We start from the raw sequence: 20,499 nt of genomic DNA, 5'->3' as shown, positions 1-20,499 counted from the left end.
TACAATTAAAAGTTTACGTTAAGACCAAAGACATTTGTTTTTACTTGCGGATAGTAATTACCGCGTGAATCAGCTGGCGCCTCCGGATCAAATCCTTTAGCAAATCCAGTGAATGTCAACAGATTTTGGCCGCTATAATAAAGTTTGGCCCCCTTGATTCCAATTCGATCCGTAAATGTTTTTGGCAGCGTATAGCCAAAAGTGATATTTTTAAGGCGTACGTAACTAGCGTTTTGAATCCAGAAGTCCGAAGGGGTACCCGAAGGGCTATTTTGTGTCCAACTCGTTAATGCGCGTGGCATCGATCCATTTGGATTGGTTTCGGCATTAAATCGATCGGCGTAGATGGTAGTTGGTTTATCCGATCCGGAGATCCCGCCAATGGCTTCGCCCCATAGATATCCCTGTACCTTTGCTGCTCCCTGGAAAAATAGACTCAAATCAAAGTTTTTATAACTCATATTTGAGGTTAAGCCAAAGATGAATTTTGGATCTGGCGATCCTAAATATACCCGATCGTTGCCATCAATCTTCTTATCCCCATTTTGATCTTTATAGATCAGATCTCCAGCACCGATCTTATCATTTACACCCTGTATTTTACTATTCGTGTATTCCTCATTAGAGCGGTAGATCCCAATACTCTCATAGCCGTAGAATGAACGAATGGGTCTGCCTTGTTCATAGACATAAAACGTTCCATTCACTTGTGGTTCATCGCTTGCCCATTTTTTAATCTGATTATTGATATAGGATCCATTGGCAGCTATGCTATATTTAAAATCCCCTATACTATTTTGGTAATTGATTTGTAATTCTACCCCATTATTCTGTACTTTCCCCGCATTCTGATAAGGTGCCGGAAGACCATAAAGGTTTGAAACAGGCAATTTCAGGAGTACACCATCGGTACGACGGTCAAAATATTCAAATACAAAACCTAGGTTATTCTTCAAGTTCAGATCCAAACCAATATTGGTACTTGTGGTCGCTTCCCAACGCAGTAATGGATTGGCCGATTGTGCTGTAGCTCCTCCAGAGCTCACTTTATCTTTTTCAAAAGGATAATTAAATCCTGGAGCAATTGTAAATATTCCTGGATAAAATGCATCTCCCGTTGGATATAAGTTGTCTGATGTTGCAGACAACTGCTGATTTCCCAATTTACCCCATCCTCCTCTTAATTTCAATTCTGATATTCCTTCAGCCAACGCGGATTCCTTGAAAAAATCTTCCTGCGAAATACGCCATCCTGCAGAGAATGAAGGGAAAGTACTCCAGCGATTATTCCCCAAGAAACGCGAAGTCCCATCACGTCTTACATTGGCTTCTAAAAGATATTTGTCTGCAAAAGCATAGTTGATCCGGCCAAAGAATGAACGTAAGATCAGTTTTTTAGCACCGCCGTCTACTTTCATGCCATCTCTGCTACCTAAATTGAGTTCCGGAAAATCATGATTTAAAAAACCTTGCGCATAAGCGCTTGAATAGTCAGCCCTAAAAGTCTCATCCATAAAGCCACCTAAAACATTGAACTGGTGATTTCCAATCTTTTTATCGTAGGTCAATAAGGTCTGAAAAGTCAATCGTTCTGATTGGAAGTTATAGACTGTCAAGTTATTTATCCCCTGTTTAGCGCCAGGTTCGCCATTTTGATTGTAGTATTGAATATCTTTAACAAACTTAGACGACATATTATCTATGGGCTGAAATCCAATCACTTGTTTCACTTTCAATCCCTCCAAGATTTTAAATTCACCCGAGAAATTTACCTGTGTATGTTTATAGGTCATATTATCTTTAGACTCCATGTCCATCCAAGCAATGGGATTACCATCGCTGCCACGGCCGTACACACCGTTGCTATATTTATAGGGAATAAAATTTGGAATCCGGTTGACTTGTCTAAAGATCTGCGCCATATCACCGGTATACGGGTTTACTGGCTCAGTAATGCGTTGATAATTGTAGGCCAATCCCAGATCAAAGCGTAATCTTTCCGATACTTTTGCCCCTACATTTGTGCGCAAGTTATATCGGTCTGAACTTGCTACTTTAATCACACCTTTTTGTCCCAAGTAACCACCAGAAGCCATGTATTGCACATCTTCTGTGCCACCTGTCACTTGCAAGTTGTGCGCTTGTTGGAAGCCCGAGCCCTTGTACAATAACCCTAACCAATCTGTATTGGGATGTCCATCTGGATCCGAACCATTTTTAAAAAGCTCAAGATCTTGCGCTGTAAAGCGAGTCGTTTTTCCTTCATTCTTGAGCGCTTCATTAAGGATCACGGCATGATCATAAGAATTCATATATTCTGGAAGCCGTGTTGGGTCCTGAATACCGGCATATCCTGTATAATTTAATTGCGGTTTGCCACTACCACCTTTTTTAGTAGTAATTAAAATGACTCCGTTTGCCGCCTTTGAACCATAGATTGCCGCACTCGGACCATCTTTCAATACCGATACACTTTCAATATCATTTGGGTTGATATTATTCATCGAACTTTCGATTCCGTCCACAATCACTAAGGGATTGGCGTTGTTGATCGTACCCAGACCGCGAATCCGTATTGTGCCATTGTCTTTACCAGGCTGACCAGAATTCTGTGTAATAGTTACGCCGGAAAATTTACCTTGAATAGCCGATGATACGTTCGTCACGGGGCGATCCTGTAAGTCTTTTGACGTAATTGCCTGTACGGCACCAGTTAGGTTCACTTTCTTTTGCTTAGCGAAACCGACCACGACGACTTCCTCCAATGCCGCGTTATCGCTTTCCAATTGAATAGAAATCGTACTACCAGCTACAGTCACTTCTTTGGGTTTATACCCCACACTACTTACAACCAAAATATCACCAGTCTTGGCCTTGATTGAAAATGCACCTTTTGTATCAGTCGATGTCGACATGGAGGTACCTTTCACCGAAATGGTAGCACCTGCCAGTGGTCCATTATCCGAAGTGACCTTTCCCGTAATCGGATTTTGTTCAATTAGGTTCGCTGTACTCTCAAAGACGGCAGGCCTATCGATCGCAAACGTACTTTGCGAAGATGCCACAAGAAGAGCAGCAGCAAGCAAGCTTAACTTTTGGTTACTTGTAAATTTTGAAATCATAATTAAATAGTTAGTTATTATTGCGTCAGTCAGTTTTTTCAGTTTAAGATTGACTAGTTCAGTCCCTTAAATTAGAGGGATATCCCTTGGAAAAAAAGTATTGGACAAACGAAATCGATTGCGTGAACAGCGCAATCGATTGTCTAATGCGGGAAAATGAAACTTATGTCACTCGGTCTCCTGTGTATTACCAAGATCGCACGGAGAGTTTTCGAATAACCTGACTATGCAAATGACGCCCGCCTGTGCAACGGCTTATAGCATTAAGGCAATCCATCAAATCGTGCTAAGATGCAAAAAAGGTCCGTTGATCTATTGACCAACGAACCTTTTTTGATGCAGAAAGGGATTAGAATACATCATGGTCTTAAAAACCAATGCCGTATCACCTGATTATTGAGCCAAAACCGGCTTATTTTAATTTCCCCAGTTTTTTTGAGCTTTGTCCCCCATCACAAATTCAAGCGTACCACCTTTAAGGATATCTGCATGGTTCAGCTGCGTACTGTTTAACGGCTTCCCGTTGAGCGTGGCCGATTGGATATATTTATTTTTTGCCGAAGCATTCTTACCGATAACCACAAAAGACTTCCCGTTTGGCAGGCTTATCGTCGTTTTCCTAAAAAATGGTGATCCAATACTATAAGAAGCCAGTCCAGGTGTAACAGGATAAAAACCCATCTGTGAAAAAACGACAAAAGCTGACATTCCACCACCATCTTCATCACCCGGTACCCCCATCAGGTCGTTTCTAAACCACTCGCCTATTAGTTTATGGATACGTTTTTGTGTCATCCAGGGCTGTCCTGCATAATTATACAGATAGGGAATATGAAGCGCCGGCTCATTGGCCATAGAAAACTGCCCAACGTTGCCCGTATGATCCGGCAGCTGTGCATAAAAATCAAATTTGGAACGTCCCAGCGGCTGTTGGAACATTTCATCCAGATAGTGTACAAAAAGCTGGTTTCCGCCCATTAATTTGATCAGATCCGGAATATTGTGCTGTACATCCCAACGGTAGATCCAAGCGTTGTTTTCACCATAATATTCCCTAGCTCCCTGCCCGCCCGCAAATACATAGTCAAAAGGCATGATAAAGTTACCTTTTTCATCTTTGGGATGGAAAAATTTGGTTTGCTCATTGAATAAATTTCTGTAATTGGAAGACTGCTTCATAAACAGATCATAATCCGCTTTTATACCCAATTCGTTGGCCAGTTGCGCGAGACACCACAGGTCATAGGAGGTGCCTAGCGTAACAGCTACTGGCTGACGTTTTTCAAAGCCATGCACTTCCGGATAAACTTCTTGCTCTCCAGGGTGCAAAGCCGGTATATAGCCCTTTTCTTTAAAAAATTGATCCATTTTTCCAGCGGGCTTATCCGACCATGGTGCTAAGGTTTTTTCGGTAATCGCTGCTTTTGCAGCCAAATAGGCTTTTTGAATATCAAGGCCCCGGATCCCCTTGCGGTAAGCATCCAGTAAGGTCGCAACACCGTGGTTTGAATTCATCCTTCGGCTATCTCCTGTGATTTCCGGAAAAGTCGGTAACCAAGGTTTGTCCATCTGCTCCGACATCCGCACAAAGGAATGGAGAATATTCGATTCAGCAGCCGGCTCCAATAACACGCGTAGTGGGTGATGCGCGCGGTAGGAGTCCCAGATCCAATCATCTGTAAAAAAGGGTTTGCCTTCATCCGAATGAACCTTGCCATCAAATGCACTGAAATACCGCCCATCTTCGGAGATATTGACCGGACGCTCATAGGTGCGGTACAAGGAAGTATAGAAAACATGTTTATCCGATTCACTGTCGCCTTCGACAGCAATCTTTCCAAGTGCTTGATTCCAGATTTTACGGCCATTTTCTGCCAGTTTCTTTTCATCAAAATCAACAATCTCACGGTTCAGGTTTGCTTTAGCCTGTGTGACGTCAATAAATGAAACACCGTACTTCATCTTTAAATTGACCCCAGCCTGCTCAAATTGCAGCACAAGACAAGCATTTTTACCTTTTGCGTCCATACCTTTTGCTAGCTGTTGCCCCTGGAGCGTGCTGACAGCGCTAGGTTTGATTTCCGGAACAGCATAGATATACACCCGTGTGCCGTTGCCAATTTCCTGTATTCCAGAAAGTGCCTGTCCATCCCACTTTAGTGCTCCGTCACGGGAATTGAATTGCAAATATTTTGTCCCTGCATTCGGAAAGGTAAAGGCATACATTCCCGACTGATGCGACAAAGCATATGACACCTGAATATCTTCCTGATCCAACACAACGGAATAGCCATAAGGTTTGATCTCCTCCTGATCATAGCTGTACAACTGCACTGGCTTAAGATCGGTAGGCAATTGCAGCATTGGACTCAGGTTAAAAGCGGACGATCCACGATGGCTCGTGACGATAAGCGGAAGACCATACAGGCGGTCAGAAGTAAAATCCCCTCTTTCGGGGTAGACACGTAATATACTATTTGGTAAATGAACGGTTGGATATGTTGGCACCAACAAATGGCTGATATTCCCCATATAGGGATTGACATAATCGACAAAGTTTTCTAAGTTTTTAGTCTGAGAAAAACCTTTTAGCAAAAAGATTGTCAAAAAAGAACAACAGCATATGGTCCGTAAGAAGGTTTTAGGTTTCAATTTAATTTTTTTGTTTTGCATGCTGAATGATTAAGTGATTAATGGTTTAAGGACAAAATATCCGCTTCGTCCTTAAAGTTAATTTTTTTTGCTCAAATTTACCTTCATCGGTATTGATTTGATAACCTCACGAAGGCGCACTTGCATTACCTGAGCCGTATACAACATAAACTTTGAGCTTTTTACAAAAAAAATCGTTATCTCGTCCGCCTATCTTTGTCCTATAAACAATTTAAGATGAAAACAAAACACCAGGTTAAAGGTTTCTTGCGGTTTCTGAAATGGTCGGCCTTGGTGCTTATTGTTGTCATCGGATTAATCTCCCTGTATATGATGCATCCACAATTTGGCAAGAGGCCTTCAGGTGAAAGGCTTAAGCGTATTGAACAATCAAAACAATTCAAGGACGGAAAATTTCGTAACAGCAACCCGACGCCACAATTGACACAAAGCTGGAGGGTGGCCCTAACAGATTTTTTCTGTAGAAGATCTACCGAGACCAGTCCTAAAAATAAGATTTCTTCTGTTCCTGTTAATTGGAACAGCCTGTTTGCCAAATCCCATGGTCTGATCTGGCTGGGGCATTCCTCCTATCTGTTGCGTACAGATGGCAAAACAATCCTTGTTGACCCGGTGCTAAGTGGCAGTATATCTCCCATACCAGGCAGTGGTAAAGCCTTTGCCGGGTCCGAGGTCACAACAGCTGATGCCCTACCAGCCATTGACTACCTTTTTATCTCACATGATCATTACGATCATATGGATTATAAAACGCTCAAAACACTACAACCCCGAGTCGGCAAGATTATCGTTGGACTTGGCGTGGGTGAACACCTGGAATATTGGGGCTACCGAGATGATCAGATTATCGAAAAAGATTGGTGGGAACAAATAGACCTAGGCGATGGATTCCACGTTACGGTCACACCGGCCAGGCATTTTTCAGGCCGCAGCATATGGTCTGCCAATACGCTTTGGGCTTCGTATGCCTTAGAAACACCGACCCAAAAGCTGTACCTTGGCGGTGACAGTGGTTATGATACCCATTTTAAAGAAATTGGCGATAAACTGGGTCCGTTTGATTTGGCCATTCTTGAGAATGGTCAATATGACCTCAGTTGGAAATACATCCACATGATGCCCGAAGAAGTCATTCAAGCTACAAAAGATCTGCAGGCTGCAAAGCTATTACCCGTTCACTCCTCCAAATTTGTCCTTGCCAACCATGCCTGGTACGAGCCCTTGGAGCGCATCTCAAAAGAAGCATCCAGGCAGCATCAGATATTGATCACACCACGTATCGGAGAGGTTGTCGATCTGGACCTTGCCCACAACGACCCCAGCTATTGGTGGAAAAATTGATTAAGCGATGGAATTGATTGCCGCTGGGGTTATCCCAAACTTTTCTTTAAAGGAAGCATAGAAATGCGAAAGGTTTTCAAAGCCAAGATCCAAGTAGATTTCCGCAGGTCTTTTCCGTTTATTTTCGATCAGATAATACGCTTCGGAAAGACGCTTTTCCTTCAACCATTTGCGGGGCGAGGTGCGGAACATCTTCTCAAAATCACGCTTAAAACTAGCCAAGCTACGACCGGATAATTTGGCAAAATTTTCTAAAGGGACATTATATTTATAGTTCTTTAGCATAAATTCCTCGAGATCTATCTTATGCGGTTCGGAGAAATCAAACAAAAGATCTTTCAGAGCGGGATATCTTTCCAGCAGTAAAGTAATCAATTCATAAATTTTGATGGTTTCCATCTGCGGACTGACCCGGTCCGCAGCCTCTGCATAAGGCGCCAGCGATTCAAAATAACTTTTGATGAAGACATCTCCTTCTAGGAGAATATTTGTATCCGCCTGCTGCTTTCTATCCGCGGAGAGCTGATGGTCCAGCGCGTACTTTTTCAGCCGATCCGCATGCAGCATGATTGAAATAGACTGATAAGCCAGATTCTCCGAAGGATATTTAAACGCTTTTGCCAATTGATTTCTGCGTGCGACCAGTATCTGTCCGGCTCTGGTGGTCAACTTTCCCTTTTCCAAGTCAAAATGTGTTTCTCCAGATAGCTGAAACAGGACTACATGCTCAGGAATAAACTGTTCATGGCCAAAAACTTTCTCCACGTAACAGGAATACAAGAAAGCTTTTCCAAAATCTTTTTCATCGATTTTCATCATCGTTTTTTCTTTAGCAAGGTTAACATTTATTTTTTTGCTGCAAGCCGCTTACGTATAATGCTGACAAATTCGGGCGAAACACCGAGATATGATGCGATATAATACTGCGGTACCCGTTGCGATATTGTCGGGTATAGGTCGATAAATTCAAGGTACCGTTCAGCCGCAGGTTTCGCCATGGTATGGATCAGGCGGTTTTGTAACACGGCGAGCCTACGCTGCACCAGCATGCGAAAGACACGTTCAAATTTCGGGACAGTGTCCAGTAATTTTTCTTTGGTCTCGGGTGTCAGCATAAGGAATTCGCTTTCTTCTAATGTCTCCATATACAGGCTCGAAGGAGTATGGTAATGGAAAGAGGCAATATCGCTGATCCACCAATCTTCGACCGCAAAGGCCAGCGTGACCTCAAATCCATTTTCATCAAGATAATAGATGCGTACACATCCCTTTTGGAGGTATCCTTCAAATTGGCAGACTTCCCCTTCCTGCAACAGCAAGGTTTTCTTTGGTACTTTTCGCGTCATCAGTAACTCGGTGAACTGCGCTGTCTCTTCCTGCGTCAGCGTTATACACTTGGATACATTTTTAAGGATATTTTCGTACATCATATTATTTATTAAACCTACCTATTTTCATGTAAAATATAACCCAGCCCATAGATACTTTCTATATGGAGCTTATTATCGGCCTGGAGCAATTTACGAATACGCGAGATAAAAACCTCCAAGCTTTTTCCATTAAAAAAATCTGTATTTCCCCAGAATAGCAATAAGAGATCCTTCTTCTTGACTAGCAGATTTTTATTTAGAATCAGATGCCCTAGCAGTTCCGCTTCACGAACGGTCAGCTTTTGTGCTCCTCCTTGACCATCGGTCAGATTATAGCGCGCCATATCCAATGACAGCTGGCCGATCCGTAATCCGGTATTGGGCACTGTATCAGGTGTAGAAGCTGCGGCTACGGCCAATAAGTTACGGATCTTGAGTAGTATTTCATCCATATCAAAAGGTTTGGCAATATAATCCACCGCTCCCATAGAAAGACCTTTGAGGCGCGCATTCCGTTGGTGTAGCGCTGTCAAAAAGAAAATGGGCTGTCCGGCTTTACGCTGCAAAATTTCCTGAGCAAGATCAAATCCATTTCCATCCGGCAATTGCACGTCAACAATTACCAGTTTAGCCCCATTTTCTTCAAAAACTTCCAAGCCAGCTTTCATTGTGCACGCCCAAACGACACTAAATCCTTTGTAGCGGAGATAGCGCGAGAAAACCTCACCTAGATCGGGTTCGTCTTCGATCAGCAGAATGTCAATTCTGTTCTTTGCTATTAAAAGACCCATTGTCAATGTAAATATAAAAAATAGTACCACCACTTGCTCCGTTTTCCAGGCGAACTTTCCAATCTAAGCGATCCAAACACAATTTCACATAATATAATCCCAATCCCAGTCCTGGCTTGCCTTCCGAAGACTGTCCACGGTAAAATGCGGTAAATAGCGCATCCCGTTCCGACGGAGCAATCCCATAACCGTTGTCTTCAATTTTGAGGCAATGTCGATCAACGGTCTGCTCCCAGGTCAATCGAACGGTCTTTGCTGTATGGCCATTAAATTTAATAGCGTTGGAGACTAGATTATCCAAAATAGAGAGATAATACGCTTCGTCCAACCGCAGCGTTACATCCCTGCCAAGTGGCGAATAGCAGATTTCAATTTCCCCTTGGTAGCGCATGCGTAGTGCCTCCAATATCTCTTCGGTGAATAAGTCTACAGGAACCTCTACGATTGCAGGCTGCTGTTCCTGTAAAGCGACAGATCCCATTACCTGTTCAAAATAGTCCTTAAGGCGTTTAGCCTGACGTTCCACAATGCGTCCCAATTGAATCACCTCTTTATTGTCAGGGTCATCATCCCGGTCAATAAGGCTATGGGCACTGACTAGAATTGTTGTCAAGGGCGTATTAAATTCATGTCGCATGTGATTCAGAAAGCTCGTTTTCAGATCGATCAGTCTGCGTTGGTTGATCCAATCTCTATACGTTCGGTAGCTCAATAGTACAATAACAGCAATGCAGGTCAAGGACAGCAAAAATACCGGTACCATTTGTTGGATGATCCGCCAGTTCCGATTTTCATAATCCACATAGAGACTATAGGTAAAGCGGTAAGGGATCGGGAGCTTATCACTGACGGCCAATTGGAACACGCGATTGTTGGGCGAGCGATTTTTGAGCGAGCCACTGATGTTCGCCATTTTATTATCACCAGCGCTATCATAAAATACCTTCCATGTGCTATCCGCCGGATTGTAGAGCTCCAGCTTATCAAAATGAAACAAGTAGAGCAACGCCGGATCGAGCTGCTGCTGGCGGACGATCTGCTGAAAGATACGATCCAGCGATTGCTGTTCGCGCAAGCGTTCGAGAAACAGGTGCATACGTTGTTCACCATACAGCTTTGCCTCCGGCGATTTATTCATTACCTTCTTAAACCAGGCAGGCAAATAAGGCACTAATGCCGTCTGAAATACCGAATCCCCACCCGGGAAGATTTTGTCGTCCATGATCGCGGTACCGTAAGCATTCTGGATCAAATTGAGCTGTCCGATCTGATAATTCTTATCTTCGAGCTGGTAGGTTTTGAAGATCAAGAAACCGATCACGACCGTCAAAATCAAAAAACTTATTCCAAATGCCCAAGGGTGCATATTTTTATCGGCGCTGTTCATAGTTTAAAATTAACATCTATTTATGTATTCGGGGTAAGCATTAAGCTTTTATTAGGCATTCATTAGGTTTCCATTAAGCACATTGATGTCTTTGACATCGTACCTTTATCAGATAACAAATTATCAGATCATGACCAGAATTTCTCTTTTCCTACTTTACAGTTTAGGTTACCTGTTACTGAACAATGCCCTATTTGCACAGCCCAATTTCTCCAAAGAAACTCTTGAGCAGCGCCAGCTTGATTTTGTCAACCTAGGGTTTGGTATGTTTATCCATTATGGCATGCCTACCTTTATGGAACAAGACTGGTCCGATCCCAATGCCCCTTTGGAATTATTCAAATCACCTAAACTCAATGCGGATCAATGGGCGAAGGCGGCTAAATCAGCCAATATGAGCTATGGCTGTCTCACAACAAAACATCATAGCGGTTTCCCCATTTGGAACACCAAAACGACGGATTACAACGTCATGAACACCCCATTGCACCGCGATGTGGTCAAGGAATTTACAGAAGCATTCCGCAAGAATGGCTTACGTGTGATGCTCTATTATTCCATCCTTGACATGCACCAGGGGATACGTCCCCATACGATTACCAAAGCCCATATCCAATTGATCAAAGATCAGCTCACAGAATTATTGACACAATATGGCGAGATCGATGCGCTGGTGATCGACGGTTGGGATGCCCCTTGGTCACGGATCTCTTATGATGATGTTCCCTTTGATGACATTTATCACCTGGTCAAGTCCCTGCAACCCAAATGCCTATTGATGGATCTCAACTCAGCAAAATATCCCGGTGATGCGCTATTTTACACTGATATCAAATCTTACGAACAAGGTGCAGGGCAGTTTATTTCCAAAGAGCATAACAAGTTACCAGCCATGGCCTGTCTGCCCTTGCAGCAAAATTGGTTCTGGAAAAAATCATTCCCCACAACAGCGGTCAAAGATGTGAAGGAACTTGTAGAAAAATTCGTTATTCCTTACAACAATGCTTATTGTAATTTCATGCTCAATGTCGCCCCCAACAGCGATGGTCAAATGGATCAAAACGCATTGGAAGCGCTAAAAACCATTGGTACTCTTTACAAGAAAACACCAAGTTACAACGCTTTGCCAAGCTACCAAGCCCCCATCCTAGACCACAATATCGCCAACCAGGTCCCTTCCAATAGCAGTTGGAGTGAAGATATGAGTATTATGGATTTCGCCAATGATGACAATTTCGGCAGCGCTTGGGTATCCAATCCCTCGGCTATGGGCGAAGTCTGGTATGAACTGGATTTTGAACGCAGTAAGACATTTAATACCATTGTTATCACCGAAGGCAAGGATAATCCTGCCACCTATACGGTCACTTATCTCAAAGATGGCAAATGGTATACGCTTTCGACGACACCAGTTGTACAGGGGCGCATCAAGATTTTTCGTTTTGATGAGGTGATGGGGCAAAAATTACGTTTCAGCATCCAACCCAAAAATAAACGTGCCGTCCTACATGAAGTGGGTGTTTACCAAGAAAGGCGGTAAACGAACAGGGGACTCGAGCTAAACTCCAGTCCCCTTTTTCGGTATATAGATTAAGGCTATATCCTATTCCCAGCCCGGATTTTGTCCTAGCTTATCATTTAAGACAAGCGCTGAAGAAGGAATGGGATAGAGATACTGTTTATCATTATCATACCATTTTCGACTCATGGTTTTCCCCCATTGCAAGTGGTTATCCGTCGTTATCGTCTGGGAGTTTTTGTCCCCACCCAATTTGACCTTGATGACTCCCTGTACAGTAGGTTCGGGCTTACTAGCATCATAAAACAATACATCAGGAGTACCGTCACGATCCAGGTCCATTGGTTTTTCCAAAGCAGGTATATAAATACCCGTCCATTGTAGGTTAGCCATCAGTTCACCGGATTTCCATCGTTTCAGATCATTAAAACGAAATCCTTCCAATGCCAATTCGACCTGTCTTTCGCGGCGGATCTCTAATAGAACCGGATCAGAGATACTGGGGAAAAATGTATTTTTCAGATAGGTATCTACTTTGGTTGGGAGTGTATTGGCCCCAGCGGAGATCCCTGCGCGTGTACGGAGCGCGCCGACGGTCTTAGCCCAGTCTGTATCGTTAAATGTCCCCAACTCCTTTTTTGCTTCGGCATAATTCAGCAACACCTCTGCATACCGCATCAATGGTAAGGCATTCGTATTGAATCCACCATTGTCATAATAAGGATCATCCAGCGCATATTTGATTGGTTGATAGCCTGTATAAGTATAACTTGCGAAATTGGGTGGCGCAGCCTTACCGCCCCGTTTATAGCCTGGAGTGCGGATCAACTGGGCCAAACGCAAATCCCGGTTTTGACATTCATCATAAAACTCTTCCTTTTCATAATTTGGGCGATCGGTATAAGATGATCCATCAGCATTCAAAATCGTATTGATAAATGGGCGTACTAGGCTCAGCCGCGGACCATACGTAGCCGAAGTCCACCACCAGTTTGCATCATTCATCAAAGCCTGATTTTTACTAAATGCAACAGCCAGCATCACCTCGTCTTTCATCGGTTGTTCACTAATGAAAAGCTCACGTTGTGAAATTTTTGGATCTGCGGCAACATGCAGGCGATAAGGCCCCGTTTCCATCAGGATCTTACCAGCGTCCACAGCATATTGAAAAAAAGTTTCGGGCTTTGTTGGCAGATTCAGTTCCTGATATTTACGAAAAGTACCTTCAAATAAAGCGATCCGTGTTTTTAATCCCAATGCAGTCCATTTGTTTACCGTCGTTCCATCACCGGGTGCATCTGTTATATGCTCGTACGCAAAATCCAGATCTTCCATAATATGTTTCATGACCAGTTCCCTGGAATCGCGAGGTGCTTTTAAAATATCTACCTCATCCACAGCAAGGGGATGGTCAACCCAAGGTACATCACCAAAACGTACGACCTTATCGTAATAGAACCAAGCTCTAAAAAAACGAGCTAAACCGATGTAATTGTTCTTAACCTTATCGCTTAAATTAGGACTTGTACATTTGGCTATCATCTGATTGATATTACGCAATGTGGTCCAGGTCCAGAGGTTTTTTAATTCATCCACTTCTTTGTTATAAGCTCCTTCGGTAATAAAATTATTTAAGCTGTTAACAGCAGCATAATCCGCCATTGCATCACCTTTATAGGCATCGTTGCCCGAAGTAATATTCCGGTAAAAGGAATTGCTGTAATTCTTCAGCCCTTTTTCGGTGCCGAAGATATCCTCTTCGGTTGCCTCCGATTTCGGTAATTCATTCAATTCGCAGGCGGCAAACAACAACGCTAAAACCGGTAAATAAAATATTTTTTTCATGCTATCAAATATTAAAAGCCAATGGATAAATTAAAACTTACACTTTTCATGATCGGATAATTAAATCCATCACGGGTACCTGTTTCGACATTTGGATCCGATTTACCGATATTACCCACATCCAGATCTCTGGTATGTTTATAAAAAGGCGACCAGGTCAATAAATTCTCTCCCGAAAGACCGGCCCGTAGATTCTGGATCTTCAATTTAGAGGTTACGGATTTTGGAAAATTGTAGCCGATCTGAATATTCTTCATTCGGAGATAACCGATATTCTGCAAAAAACGCGTTTGGGGTGTGGTTTTTAGCGATTCATTATAACCTGCATAACGCGGGAAATACGCATTCGGATTCTCCTCGGTCCAATAATTATTCAGATGCCATTCCGGTAGATTGTTGTACGGCCTATTGTATTGCCCCCAGAAAAGAGACTCGTTATTTGGATACCAGTTTTGTTTGCCTACCCCTTGGAAGAATGTGGAAAAATATACATTTTTCCAATCTAGATTGATATTAAAACTGTAGATATAGCGCGGTTCGGAATTTCCAATAACTTTGCGGTCGCCATGACTGTAGATGGTGTTGTTTCCATAGTCAATCACCTTATCGCCATTTAGATCCGCAAACCGGACATCTCCTGGATAGATAGTTCTATTATTGGAAGATTTAATGAGGTTTTGCGAAGGAGCAGCATCAATTTCAGCTTGGTTCTGGAAAAGTCCCTGTGTCACATAACCCCAAATTTCCCCAATTTGTTGACCTTGATAATAGTATCCATCCTTAATCACCCCTTCCTTATTATCATAACGGTCTATTTTCGATTTATAATCTGCCAAAGTCGCTTTAACAGACCAATTAAATGGGCTTCCACTCAGTTCAAAGTGATCTCTATACGCTAAACTGACTTCAAAGCCCTTAGTGGTCATATCGGCATAGTTTCCCTTCGGTGATTCCGCGCCAAATATCTCCGGCAGCGCCATTCCCAAAGTGTACATATTCAAGGTCTTGCGCTGATACATATCCCCCGTAAAAGTCAACTTTCCGTTGGCTGATGAAAAGTCAAGTCCAATATTTGCTGTTCGTGCTGTTTCCCAGGTCAGGTTATCAGGAATAACCTTAGGTACTGATGTGTAGGTCGATTTTTCCCCATTCAGCAGTCGGTCCATAATCTTGAGCTCGTAAAGATCCAGGTACGAATATGGATCCACGTTACCATTACCCAAAGAACCATAGGAAGCACGTAGTTTCAAGTCAGACAAGAACTTCTTGTCCACCTGGAAGAATGGTTCCTCAGATACACGCCAACCTACCGAAGCCGAAGGGAAAAATCCCCACTGTTGATTGATCGGAAATTTCGAGGAGCCGTCATAACGACCGTTAAATTCAAAAAGATAACGATCCTTGAAAATATAGTTGGCCCGCATAAATACCCCCACATTTCGATACTTGTTGTATTTAGCTGTCGCTGTCGTACTTTGGCCTACTGCAAGGTTAATATTTTCCACATTATCATTGAGCAGACCATTTTTGGTGATATAGCTTGCATTGTAAGCTCGTTGTTCATAGTTGTACCCAAGTAAACCTTTGACATAATGATCGCCGAGTGTCCTTTCATATTCACCATAAATATTTCCGAATAAATAGCGCCAGTTTTCGTTGACCTGATACAGGTTGTCGTTCATATTTGTCGTCAGTTTAACGATTTCCCCTTCCTTTGTACTGTAAGGTACCGGTACCCTAATCCGCAGCGAATTAAGATCACGGTTCCTAAAGGTAAGATCTCCCTTTACACGAAATGTATTGTTAAAAAACTTGGACTCAAAAGAAGTCGTATTACGCAAATCCTGATTACCACTTTTTGTTCCATTCTTACCATAGATAAAATCGCCTACGGTATACGCAGCGGAGAAACTTAATGAGCCATCGGGATTAAATATAGGCGATGAAGGATGTCCTTCATCCGCAATATTGCGCCATATATTTCCGCCTTCACCAGCGGTAGAAGGATCCCAATACTTGGCATAACTAAAATCAATATTATTGGCAATACGCAACCAGTCGGTCACCTGCAACCCGGCTTTAGCCCGTGTATTGTAATTTTGATACTTATCGGTATTGTAACGATACATACCTTTGTAATCGTAGGCGCGTCCAGAGATATAATAATCTAATTTTTCGGTGTTCCCGCTGATTGAAAGATTGTGATCTTGCACAAAGGTATTATCCTTGATTAAAGTACCATAATAATCTTCATTTCCATAATATACATAATTACCATCTTTGTCAACCGTTGTTTCTTCAGTAATGCCCTGTTCTTTCCTGCGTTTGAATTCTTCGAGCCATTCTTTGGTGAAGATCTGGGTTTTATTCAGTTTACTCGGTGTTAAGGTATAGTTGTTCCAAGCGTTGTAAGCCTCAAAGAAATGAGAAGCATACACATAGCCGTCTGTTACAAATTTGGGTATTGTCACAGGCTTTTGGAAGGATCCACTTCCCGAATAATTGACCGATGTTTTACCTGATTTTGCCCGTTTTGTCGTAATCAGTACCACGCCAAAGGTACCTCTTGAACCATATATAGCTGCTGATGAAGCATCTTTAAGAACCGACACACTTTCAATATCGTTGGGGTTGATTGAACCAGGATCGCCTTCAACACCATCAATTAGGATCAAGGCGCTACCGCCCTGTCCTATCGATGTGGTACCACGGATATTGAAGCTCGGGCTGCGGTTTGGTTTACCATCCGCAGGAATGATGTTCAGGTTGGGAACAACGCCTTGTAGCATTTGGCTAGCATTCGCAAGGACACGACCTTCAAAAACTTCTGAGCCGACCTGATCTACAGCTCCGGTCAGGTTCGCTTTCTTTTGTGTTCCATACCCAACGACGATAACTTCCTCCAGCTCGGTGTCCTTGGATTCCATTACGATTTCTAGTTGATTCGAATTCACGATTACGATCTGCTCGCTATACCCAACAAGGGTCAGTTTAAGTTTTTGGCCAATAACAGCATCGATGTTGAACACGCCGGAGACATTGCTAGATGTCGTTTTCTGGTTAGATAAATTGGTGATGGTGACACCGGACATGACAGCGCCGTTTTTGTCTTTTACCACACCTCTTACGGTAGACTGGACTGCAATAGCTTGCGTCTCTTTCGTCAATTTGGCATAATTACGCTCTACATTTGCCCAAGTAGGATATGAGAGCCCCAATGCCATACTGATTAGTAATGTTTTCTGCATTTTTAGTCTGGGTTTTGGATTCAGCACCAAAGTTGATGCTTTCACTTGGTTTATAATTTACCTTAATATTAAGAAATATTTAATTAATAACCATACAACCCCTTACTAAACAGGTTCAACACACTTTTACTTAATAAAAAATTAACTTACAAATAGTCTAAACCTCATAACAGCCTGTAGAAGCATATTATTTATCGTCAGCATATCCAAAACGAAAAAACTTGGTATAAGTAAGAAATATCTCCATATCCCTAAAAGAATAAACAAAAAGGCTGTTCTTTTTTTGGAACAGCCCCACTACTATTTAAAAAACTATTTTTGATCCGGGTACATTTTATTTTGTGATAAAAGCCAGGATATCTTTATTGATTGTTTCTGCTTCAGTTGTCGGCATTCCATGCGGGAATCCAGGATAAGTGATCAGGGTACCATTTTTCACCAATTGTGCTGCTCTTCTACCGGTAATATCCAGCGGTACAATTTGGTCATCCTCACCGTGTAAGACCAAGACAGGAACCGCTACTTGCTTAAGTTCTTCCGTAAAATCTGTTTCAGAAAATGCTTTGATACAGTCGTAGTGGGCTTTTATTCCCCCCATCATTCCTTGTCGCCACCAATTATCCATCACCCCCTGCTGCACCTTGGCTCCATCCCGGTTATAGCCATAAAAAGCAAGGGTAAAGTCTTGAAAATATTGTTGTCTGCGTGTCGCTGTATTCAATCGGATTTCATCGAACACGTCCATGGGTACACCGTCAGGATTTGTTTCGCTCTTAACCATTGTCGGTGTTACGGCACTGATTAATACTGCTTTTGCGACACGTGAGGTCCCATGGTTGGTAATATAGCGGATTACCTCCCCACCACCGGTAGAATGGCCGATATGGATCGCATCTTTTAAATCCAATGCTGCTACTAATTGTGCGACATCAGAAGCATACGTATCCATGTCATTCCCTTGGTCAGTCTGTGTAGAGCGTCCATGACCACGACGGTCATGCGCAATTACGCGATAACCTTTGTCAAGGAAATACATCAGCTGTGCATCCCAGTCGTCGCTTGACAAAGGCCAACCATGATGGAAAACGATAGGCTGCCCTGTACCCCAATCTTTGTAATAAATTTCAGTTCCGTCTTGAACTTTGAATGTTGCCATGATGAATAATTTATATTTTTAATTGTTTAATTTATCAATATGCATAATACAACAACTTAACCATAAGATGCAATCCATTGTCTTTAAGAAACTTAAAACAATACCATTCCCGTTAAAAACAACGAAATATCGTTAATTGCATATTGGATTGATCGGTTGTCCACGAGCCTTCCAACACGTGCGACAGGCTCTGCCTTATCAGCCCAATCCTAAGTCGGACAAGAATTAAATTATCAATTTTCGCGTAGCATCCGGACAAGATCCTCTGCACCGCCATCGAATTTCTCGCCGTTGACAAAAAATGTAGGTGTACCATTTACCCCGCTCATCATACCACTTTCGAAATCACCCTCTACTTTTTCGTCCAAGCTTTGGTCTTGCATGGCGCTTTTAAAAGTGTCGACATCGAGACCGAGTCGTTCGGCGAGATCCATAAACAACCTTGTACTCAGGCTTGACTGGTTTTCATAGATTGCATCATGCATCTCCCAAAATTTACCTTGTTGCCCCGCTGCTTCAGCAGCAAGTGCCGCCGGCCGCGCATACTCGTGCATCTCTGACAGCGGGAAATTGCGAAATACAAGCCTGATTTGACTACCTAATTCGGCCATCATCTTTTTCAATATGGGATGAGCAGCGCCACAATGTGGACATTGATAATCCCCATATTCGACAATTGTTACATCGGCATTGCCATTCCCTTGGATATGATCCTTATCGTTTACTCTTGGCTTTAATGACATAAATTTCTATTTAAGATTTTCCAATGCTTCTATTATCCCATCTGCACCTGGATTTACCGCTGTTGGCGACAGGTAGCTCCATTGAATAACACCCTCTTTATCGATCACAAAAAGGGCACGTTTACATTCTCCTTCCTCCTCATCATACACCCCATATTTTTTCGCGACTTCACCTTTTGCCTCAAAATCCGCGAGCAGTGGAAAGTGCAATTTTCGGGATTGTGCAAAAGCTAGATGACACCATTTGCTATCCACAGATATACCCAATATCTCCGCATCATATTTCTTAAAATATTTCAGCATTTCATTGTAAAGTGCCATCTGATCACTACATACCGGGCTCCAGTCAGCAGGATAAAAAGCAAGGATTACATTACGGCCTTTAAATTCCGACAATTTGATTTTCTGATCTGGAGTCGCATACAAGGTAAAATCAGGCGCAACATCATTTTTCTGTAGCATATTAAGATATTTAAAATTTAACCATTACCCAGAGCCGCAATCCAGTTTAGCTATTTATCGCATTGGGCCCTACCTATTAAAACAAAGCGTTGTAATGGAAAAATTGTTTTATTTTCTTTGCGACCAAATAAATACAATACAGGTTGACCGCTCAAATTTTCGCCTAAATTCAGCTGTATTTCATTGTTTCGCTTACTTGTTTAACCATTTACGGATCACCCTCGTGTAATTGGGCATAACCAGATAAACCATCAAAAAAACGATACATCCGGAAATCAATAAGCCATCAGAAAAATGATTTTGAGGAATATGAAAATACCGGAGAACAGGCAGGAGAATAATCGGTATAAGCAATGACAGCGGGTAAATTGCTGACCAGGTAACAAGATATTGTTTCCAGCGCCGTGGCACCTGATGAGCTTGCTCCGGGGTTTCAAAAAGAAACTCGAGGCCTGACTTGATCTGATAACGGTCCTGCTTTCGAAATAAGAGGCTTGCCCGTTCAATCATTTGTTTGCGCGTATCGGACTCCATCCAGATTTTTAGGTTGTCCACCGTATCAAACCTGATGATTACCGTATAGACAAACGTTAATTTGGGAATAGGACGAATGATCTGTAAGTCTATAAATCCTCTCGCATGTTTGGTAAGCGGAACAATCTCCGCTAACCACTGATCGTATTCCAATTGCTTGTCATCTAAAATATGATGTGTTATAACGACAGAAGCGCCTTGATTTTCCATAGTTACTATTTGTTAAAAGTTTACATTTATACTACCAGGCATGCTTACTCCTGGTTTCCTTCTTTTCTCTCATCGGTACAGGTCGTAGGGATTGCCTA

General features: G+C 42.5%; 14 protein-coding genes. 2 read left to right on the top strand and 12 right to left on the bottom strand.

The annotated features are described in order from the left end of the window. Positions 1–5: 5 nt before the first annotated feature. Both HPC41_RS18620 and HPC41_RS18615 read right to left on the bottom strand, forming a co-directional pair. Positions 6–3,122, bottom strand: coding sequence for a SusC/RagA family TonB-linked outer membrane protein (locus tag HPC41_RS18620; protein WP_172395524.1), 3,117 nt, complete (start codon positions 3,120–3,122; stop codon positions 6–8). A gap of 417 nt (positions 3,123–3,539) precedes the next feature. Continuing rightward, the gene (locus HPC41_RS18615) at positions 3,540–5,795 is read right to left on the bottom strand and encodes a GH92 family glycosyl hydrolase (protein WP_172395523.1); all 2,256 of its coding nucleotides are present in this window, start codon (positions 5,793–5,795) and stop codon (positions 3,540–3,542) included. 216 nt (positions 5,796–6,011) lie between these two features. Here HPC41_RS18615 and HPC41_RS18610 point away from each other — a divergent pair, with 216 nt between their 5' ends. Continuing rightward, positions 6,012–7,136 carry an MBL fold metallo-hydrolase gene (locus HPC41_RS18610; RefSeq protein ID WP_172395522.1) on the top strand — a complete coding sequence of 375 codons (1,125 nt, stop codon included), beginning with the start codon at positions 6,012–6,014 and terminating at the stop codon, positions 7,134–7,136. Here HPC41_RS18610 and HPC41_RS18605 read toward each other — a convergent pair whose 3' ends face one another. From HPC41_RS18605 to HPC41_RS18590, 4 genes are read right to left on the bottom strand one after another with little or no spacing between them, the layout of a single operon-like run. Further along, the gene (locus HPC41_RS18605) at positions 7,137–7,955 is read right to left on the bottom strand and encodes a helix-turn-helix domain-containing protein (RefSeq protein ID WP_216660826.1); all 819 of its coding nucleotides are present in this window, start codon (positions 7,953–7,955) and stop codon (positions 7,137–7,139) included. It abuts the gene before it with no gap. Between the two features lie 26 nt (positions 7,956–7,981). Beyond that, the gene (locus tag HPC41_RS18600) at positions 7,982–8,566 is read right to left on the bottom strand and encodes a Crp/Fnr family transcriptional regulator (RefSeq protein WP_216660825.1); all 585 of its coding nucleotides are present in this window, start codon (positions 8,564–8,566) and stop codon (positions 7,982–7,984) included. A gap of 14 nt (positions 8,567–8,580) precedes the next feature. Continuing rightward, positions 8,581–9,297 (bottom strand): response regulator transcription factor, encoded by a 717-nt coding sequence (locus HPC41_RS18595; RefSeq protein ID WP_172395521.1) that lies wholly within the window; start codon positions 9,295–9,297, stop codon positions 8,581–8,583. Then, a complete protein-coding gene (locus tag HPC41_RS18590; protein ID WP_172395520.1) occupies positions 9,266–10,684 on the bottom strand; it encodes a sensor histidine kinase in 1,419 nt (472 codons plus the stop codon). The genes HPC41_RS18595 and HPC41_RS18590 overlap by 32 nt, the downstream gene beginning before the upstream one ends. A 130-nt stretch (positions 10,685–10,814) precedes the next feature. On the opposite strand from HPC41_RS18590, the gene HPC41_RS18585 reads away from it, so the two are divergent. Then, positions 10,815–12,224, top strand: coding sequence for an alpha-L-fucosidase (locus tag HPC41_RS18585; protein WP_172395519.1), 1,410 nt, complete (start codon positions 10,815–10,817; stop codon positions 12,222–12,224). A gap of 63 nt (positions 12,225–12,287) precedes the next feature. Here HPC41_RS18585 and HPC41_RS18580 read toward each other — a convergent pair whose 3' ends face one another. From HPC41_RS18580 to HPC41_RS18555, 6 genes are all read right to left on the bottom strand, one after another. Further along, positions 12,288–14,048, bottom strand: a complete 1,761-nt coding sequence (locus tag HPC41_RS18580; protein WP_172395518.1) for a RagB/SusD family nutrient uptake outer membrane protein — start codon at positions 14,046–14,048, stop codon at positions 12,288–12,290. A gap of 11 nt (positions 14,049–14,059) precedes the next feature. Then, a complete protein-coding gene (locus HPC41_RS18575) occupies positions 14,060–17,296 on the bottom strand; it encodes a SusC/RagA family TonB-linked outer membrane protein (protein ID WP_172395517.1) in 3,237 nt (1,078 codons plus the stop codon). 334 nt (positions 17,297–17,630) lie between these two features. Beyond that, the gene (locus HPC41_RS18570) at positions 17,631–18,452 is read right to left on the bottom strand and encodes an alpha/beta fold hydrolase (protein WP_172395516.1); all 822 of its coding nucleotides are present in this window, start codon (positions 18,450–18,452) and stop codon (positions 17,631–17,633) included. A gap of 233 nt (positions 18,453–18,685) precedes the next feature. Next, on the bottom strand, positions 18,686–19,195 hold the full coding sequence (locus tag HPC41_RS18565; protein WP_172395515.1) for a DsbA family protein: 510 nt from the start codon (positions 19,193–19,195) through the stop codon (positions 18,686–18,688). Positions 19,196–19,201: 6 nt separating this feature from the next. Continuing rightward, positions 19,202–19,657, bottom strand: a complete 456-nt coding sequence (locus tag HPC41_RS18560) for a redoxin domain-containing protein (protein ID WP_172395514.1) — start codon at positions 19,655–19,657, stop codon at positions 19,202–19,204. Between the two features lie 192 nt (positions 19,658–19,849). Beyond that, positions 19,850–20,401, bottom strand: coding sequence for a putative antibiotic biosynthesis monooxygenase (locus tag HPC41_RS18555; RefSeq protein WP_172395513.1), 552 nt, complete (start codon positions 20,399–20,401; stop codon positions 19,850–19,852). Between the last annotated feature and the right edge of the window lie 98 nt (positions 20,402–20,499).

It is taken from the genome of Sphingobacterium prati, from assembly GCF_013167215.1.
Lineage (GTDB): Bacteria > Bacteroidota > Bacteroidia > Sphingobacteriales > Sphingobacteriaceae > Sphingobacterium > Sphingobacterium prati.
The sequence above is the reverse complement of the archived record's forward strand: the minus strand, read 5'-3'. Positions and strand labels throughout refer to the sequence as shown.

Excerpts from the sequence above, each read along its gene's own strand:
- HPC41_RS18590 (WP_172395520.1), bottom strand. The coding sequence starts at position 10,684 with ATGAACAGCGCCGATAAAAATATGCACCCTTGGGCATTTGGAATAAGT.
- HPC41_RS18600 (WP_216660825.1), bottom strand. The coding sequence starts at position 8,566 with ATGATGTACGAAAATATCCTTAAAAATGTATCCAAGTGTATAACGCTG.
- HPC41_RS18595 (WP_172395521.1), bottom strand. The coding sequence starts at position 9,297 with ATGGGTCTTTTAATAGCAAAGAACAGAATTGACATTCTGCTGATCGAA.
- HPC41_RS18555 (WP_172395513.1), bottom strand. The coding sequence starts at position 20,401 with ATGGAAAATCAAGGCGCTTCTGTCGTTATAACACATCATATTTTAGAT.
- HPC41_RS18565 (WP_172395515.1), bottom strand. The coding sequence starts at position 19,195 with ATGTCATTAAAGCCAAGAGTAAACGATAAGGATCATATCCAAGGGAAT.
- HPC41_RS18615 (WP_172395523.1), bottom strand. The coding sequence starts at position 5,795 with ATGCAAAACAAAAAAATTAAATTGAAACCTAAAACCTTCTTACGGACC.
- HPC41_RS18575 (WP_172395517.1), bottom strand. The coding sequence starts at position 17,296 with ATGCAGAAAACATTACTAATCAGTATGGCATTGGGGCTCTCATATCCT.
- HPC41_RS18585 (WP_172395519.1), top strand. The coding sequence starts at position 10,815 with ATGACCAGAATTTCTCTTTTCCTACTTTACAGTTTAGGTTACCTGTTA.
- HPC41_RS18605 (WP_216660826.1), bottom strand. The coding sequence starts at position 7,955 with ATGATGAAAATCGATGAAAAAGATTTTGGAAAAGCTTTCTTGTATTCC.
- HPC41_RS18580 (WP_172395518.1), bottom strand. The coding sequence starts at position 14,048 with ATGAAAAAAATATTTTATTTACCGGTTTTAGCGTTGTTGTTTGCCGCC.
- HPC41_RS18610 (WP_172395522.1), top strand. The coding sequence starts at position 6,012 with ATGAAAACAAAACACCAGGTTAAAGGTTTCTTGCGGTTTCTGAAATGG.
- HPC41_RS18560 (WP_172395514.1), bottom strand. The coding sequence starts at position 19,657 with ATGCTACAGAAAAATGATGTTGCGCCTGATTTTACCTTGTATGCGACT.
- HPC41_RS18620 (WP_172395524.1), bottom strand. The coding sequence starts at position 3,122 with ATGATTTCAAAATTTACAAGTAACCAAAAGTTAAGCTTGCTTGCTGCT.
- HPC41_RS18570 (WP_172395516.1), bottom strand. The coding sequence starts at position 18,452 with ATGGCAACATTCAAAGTTCAAGACGGAACTGAAATTTATTACAAAGAT.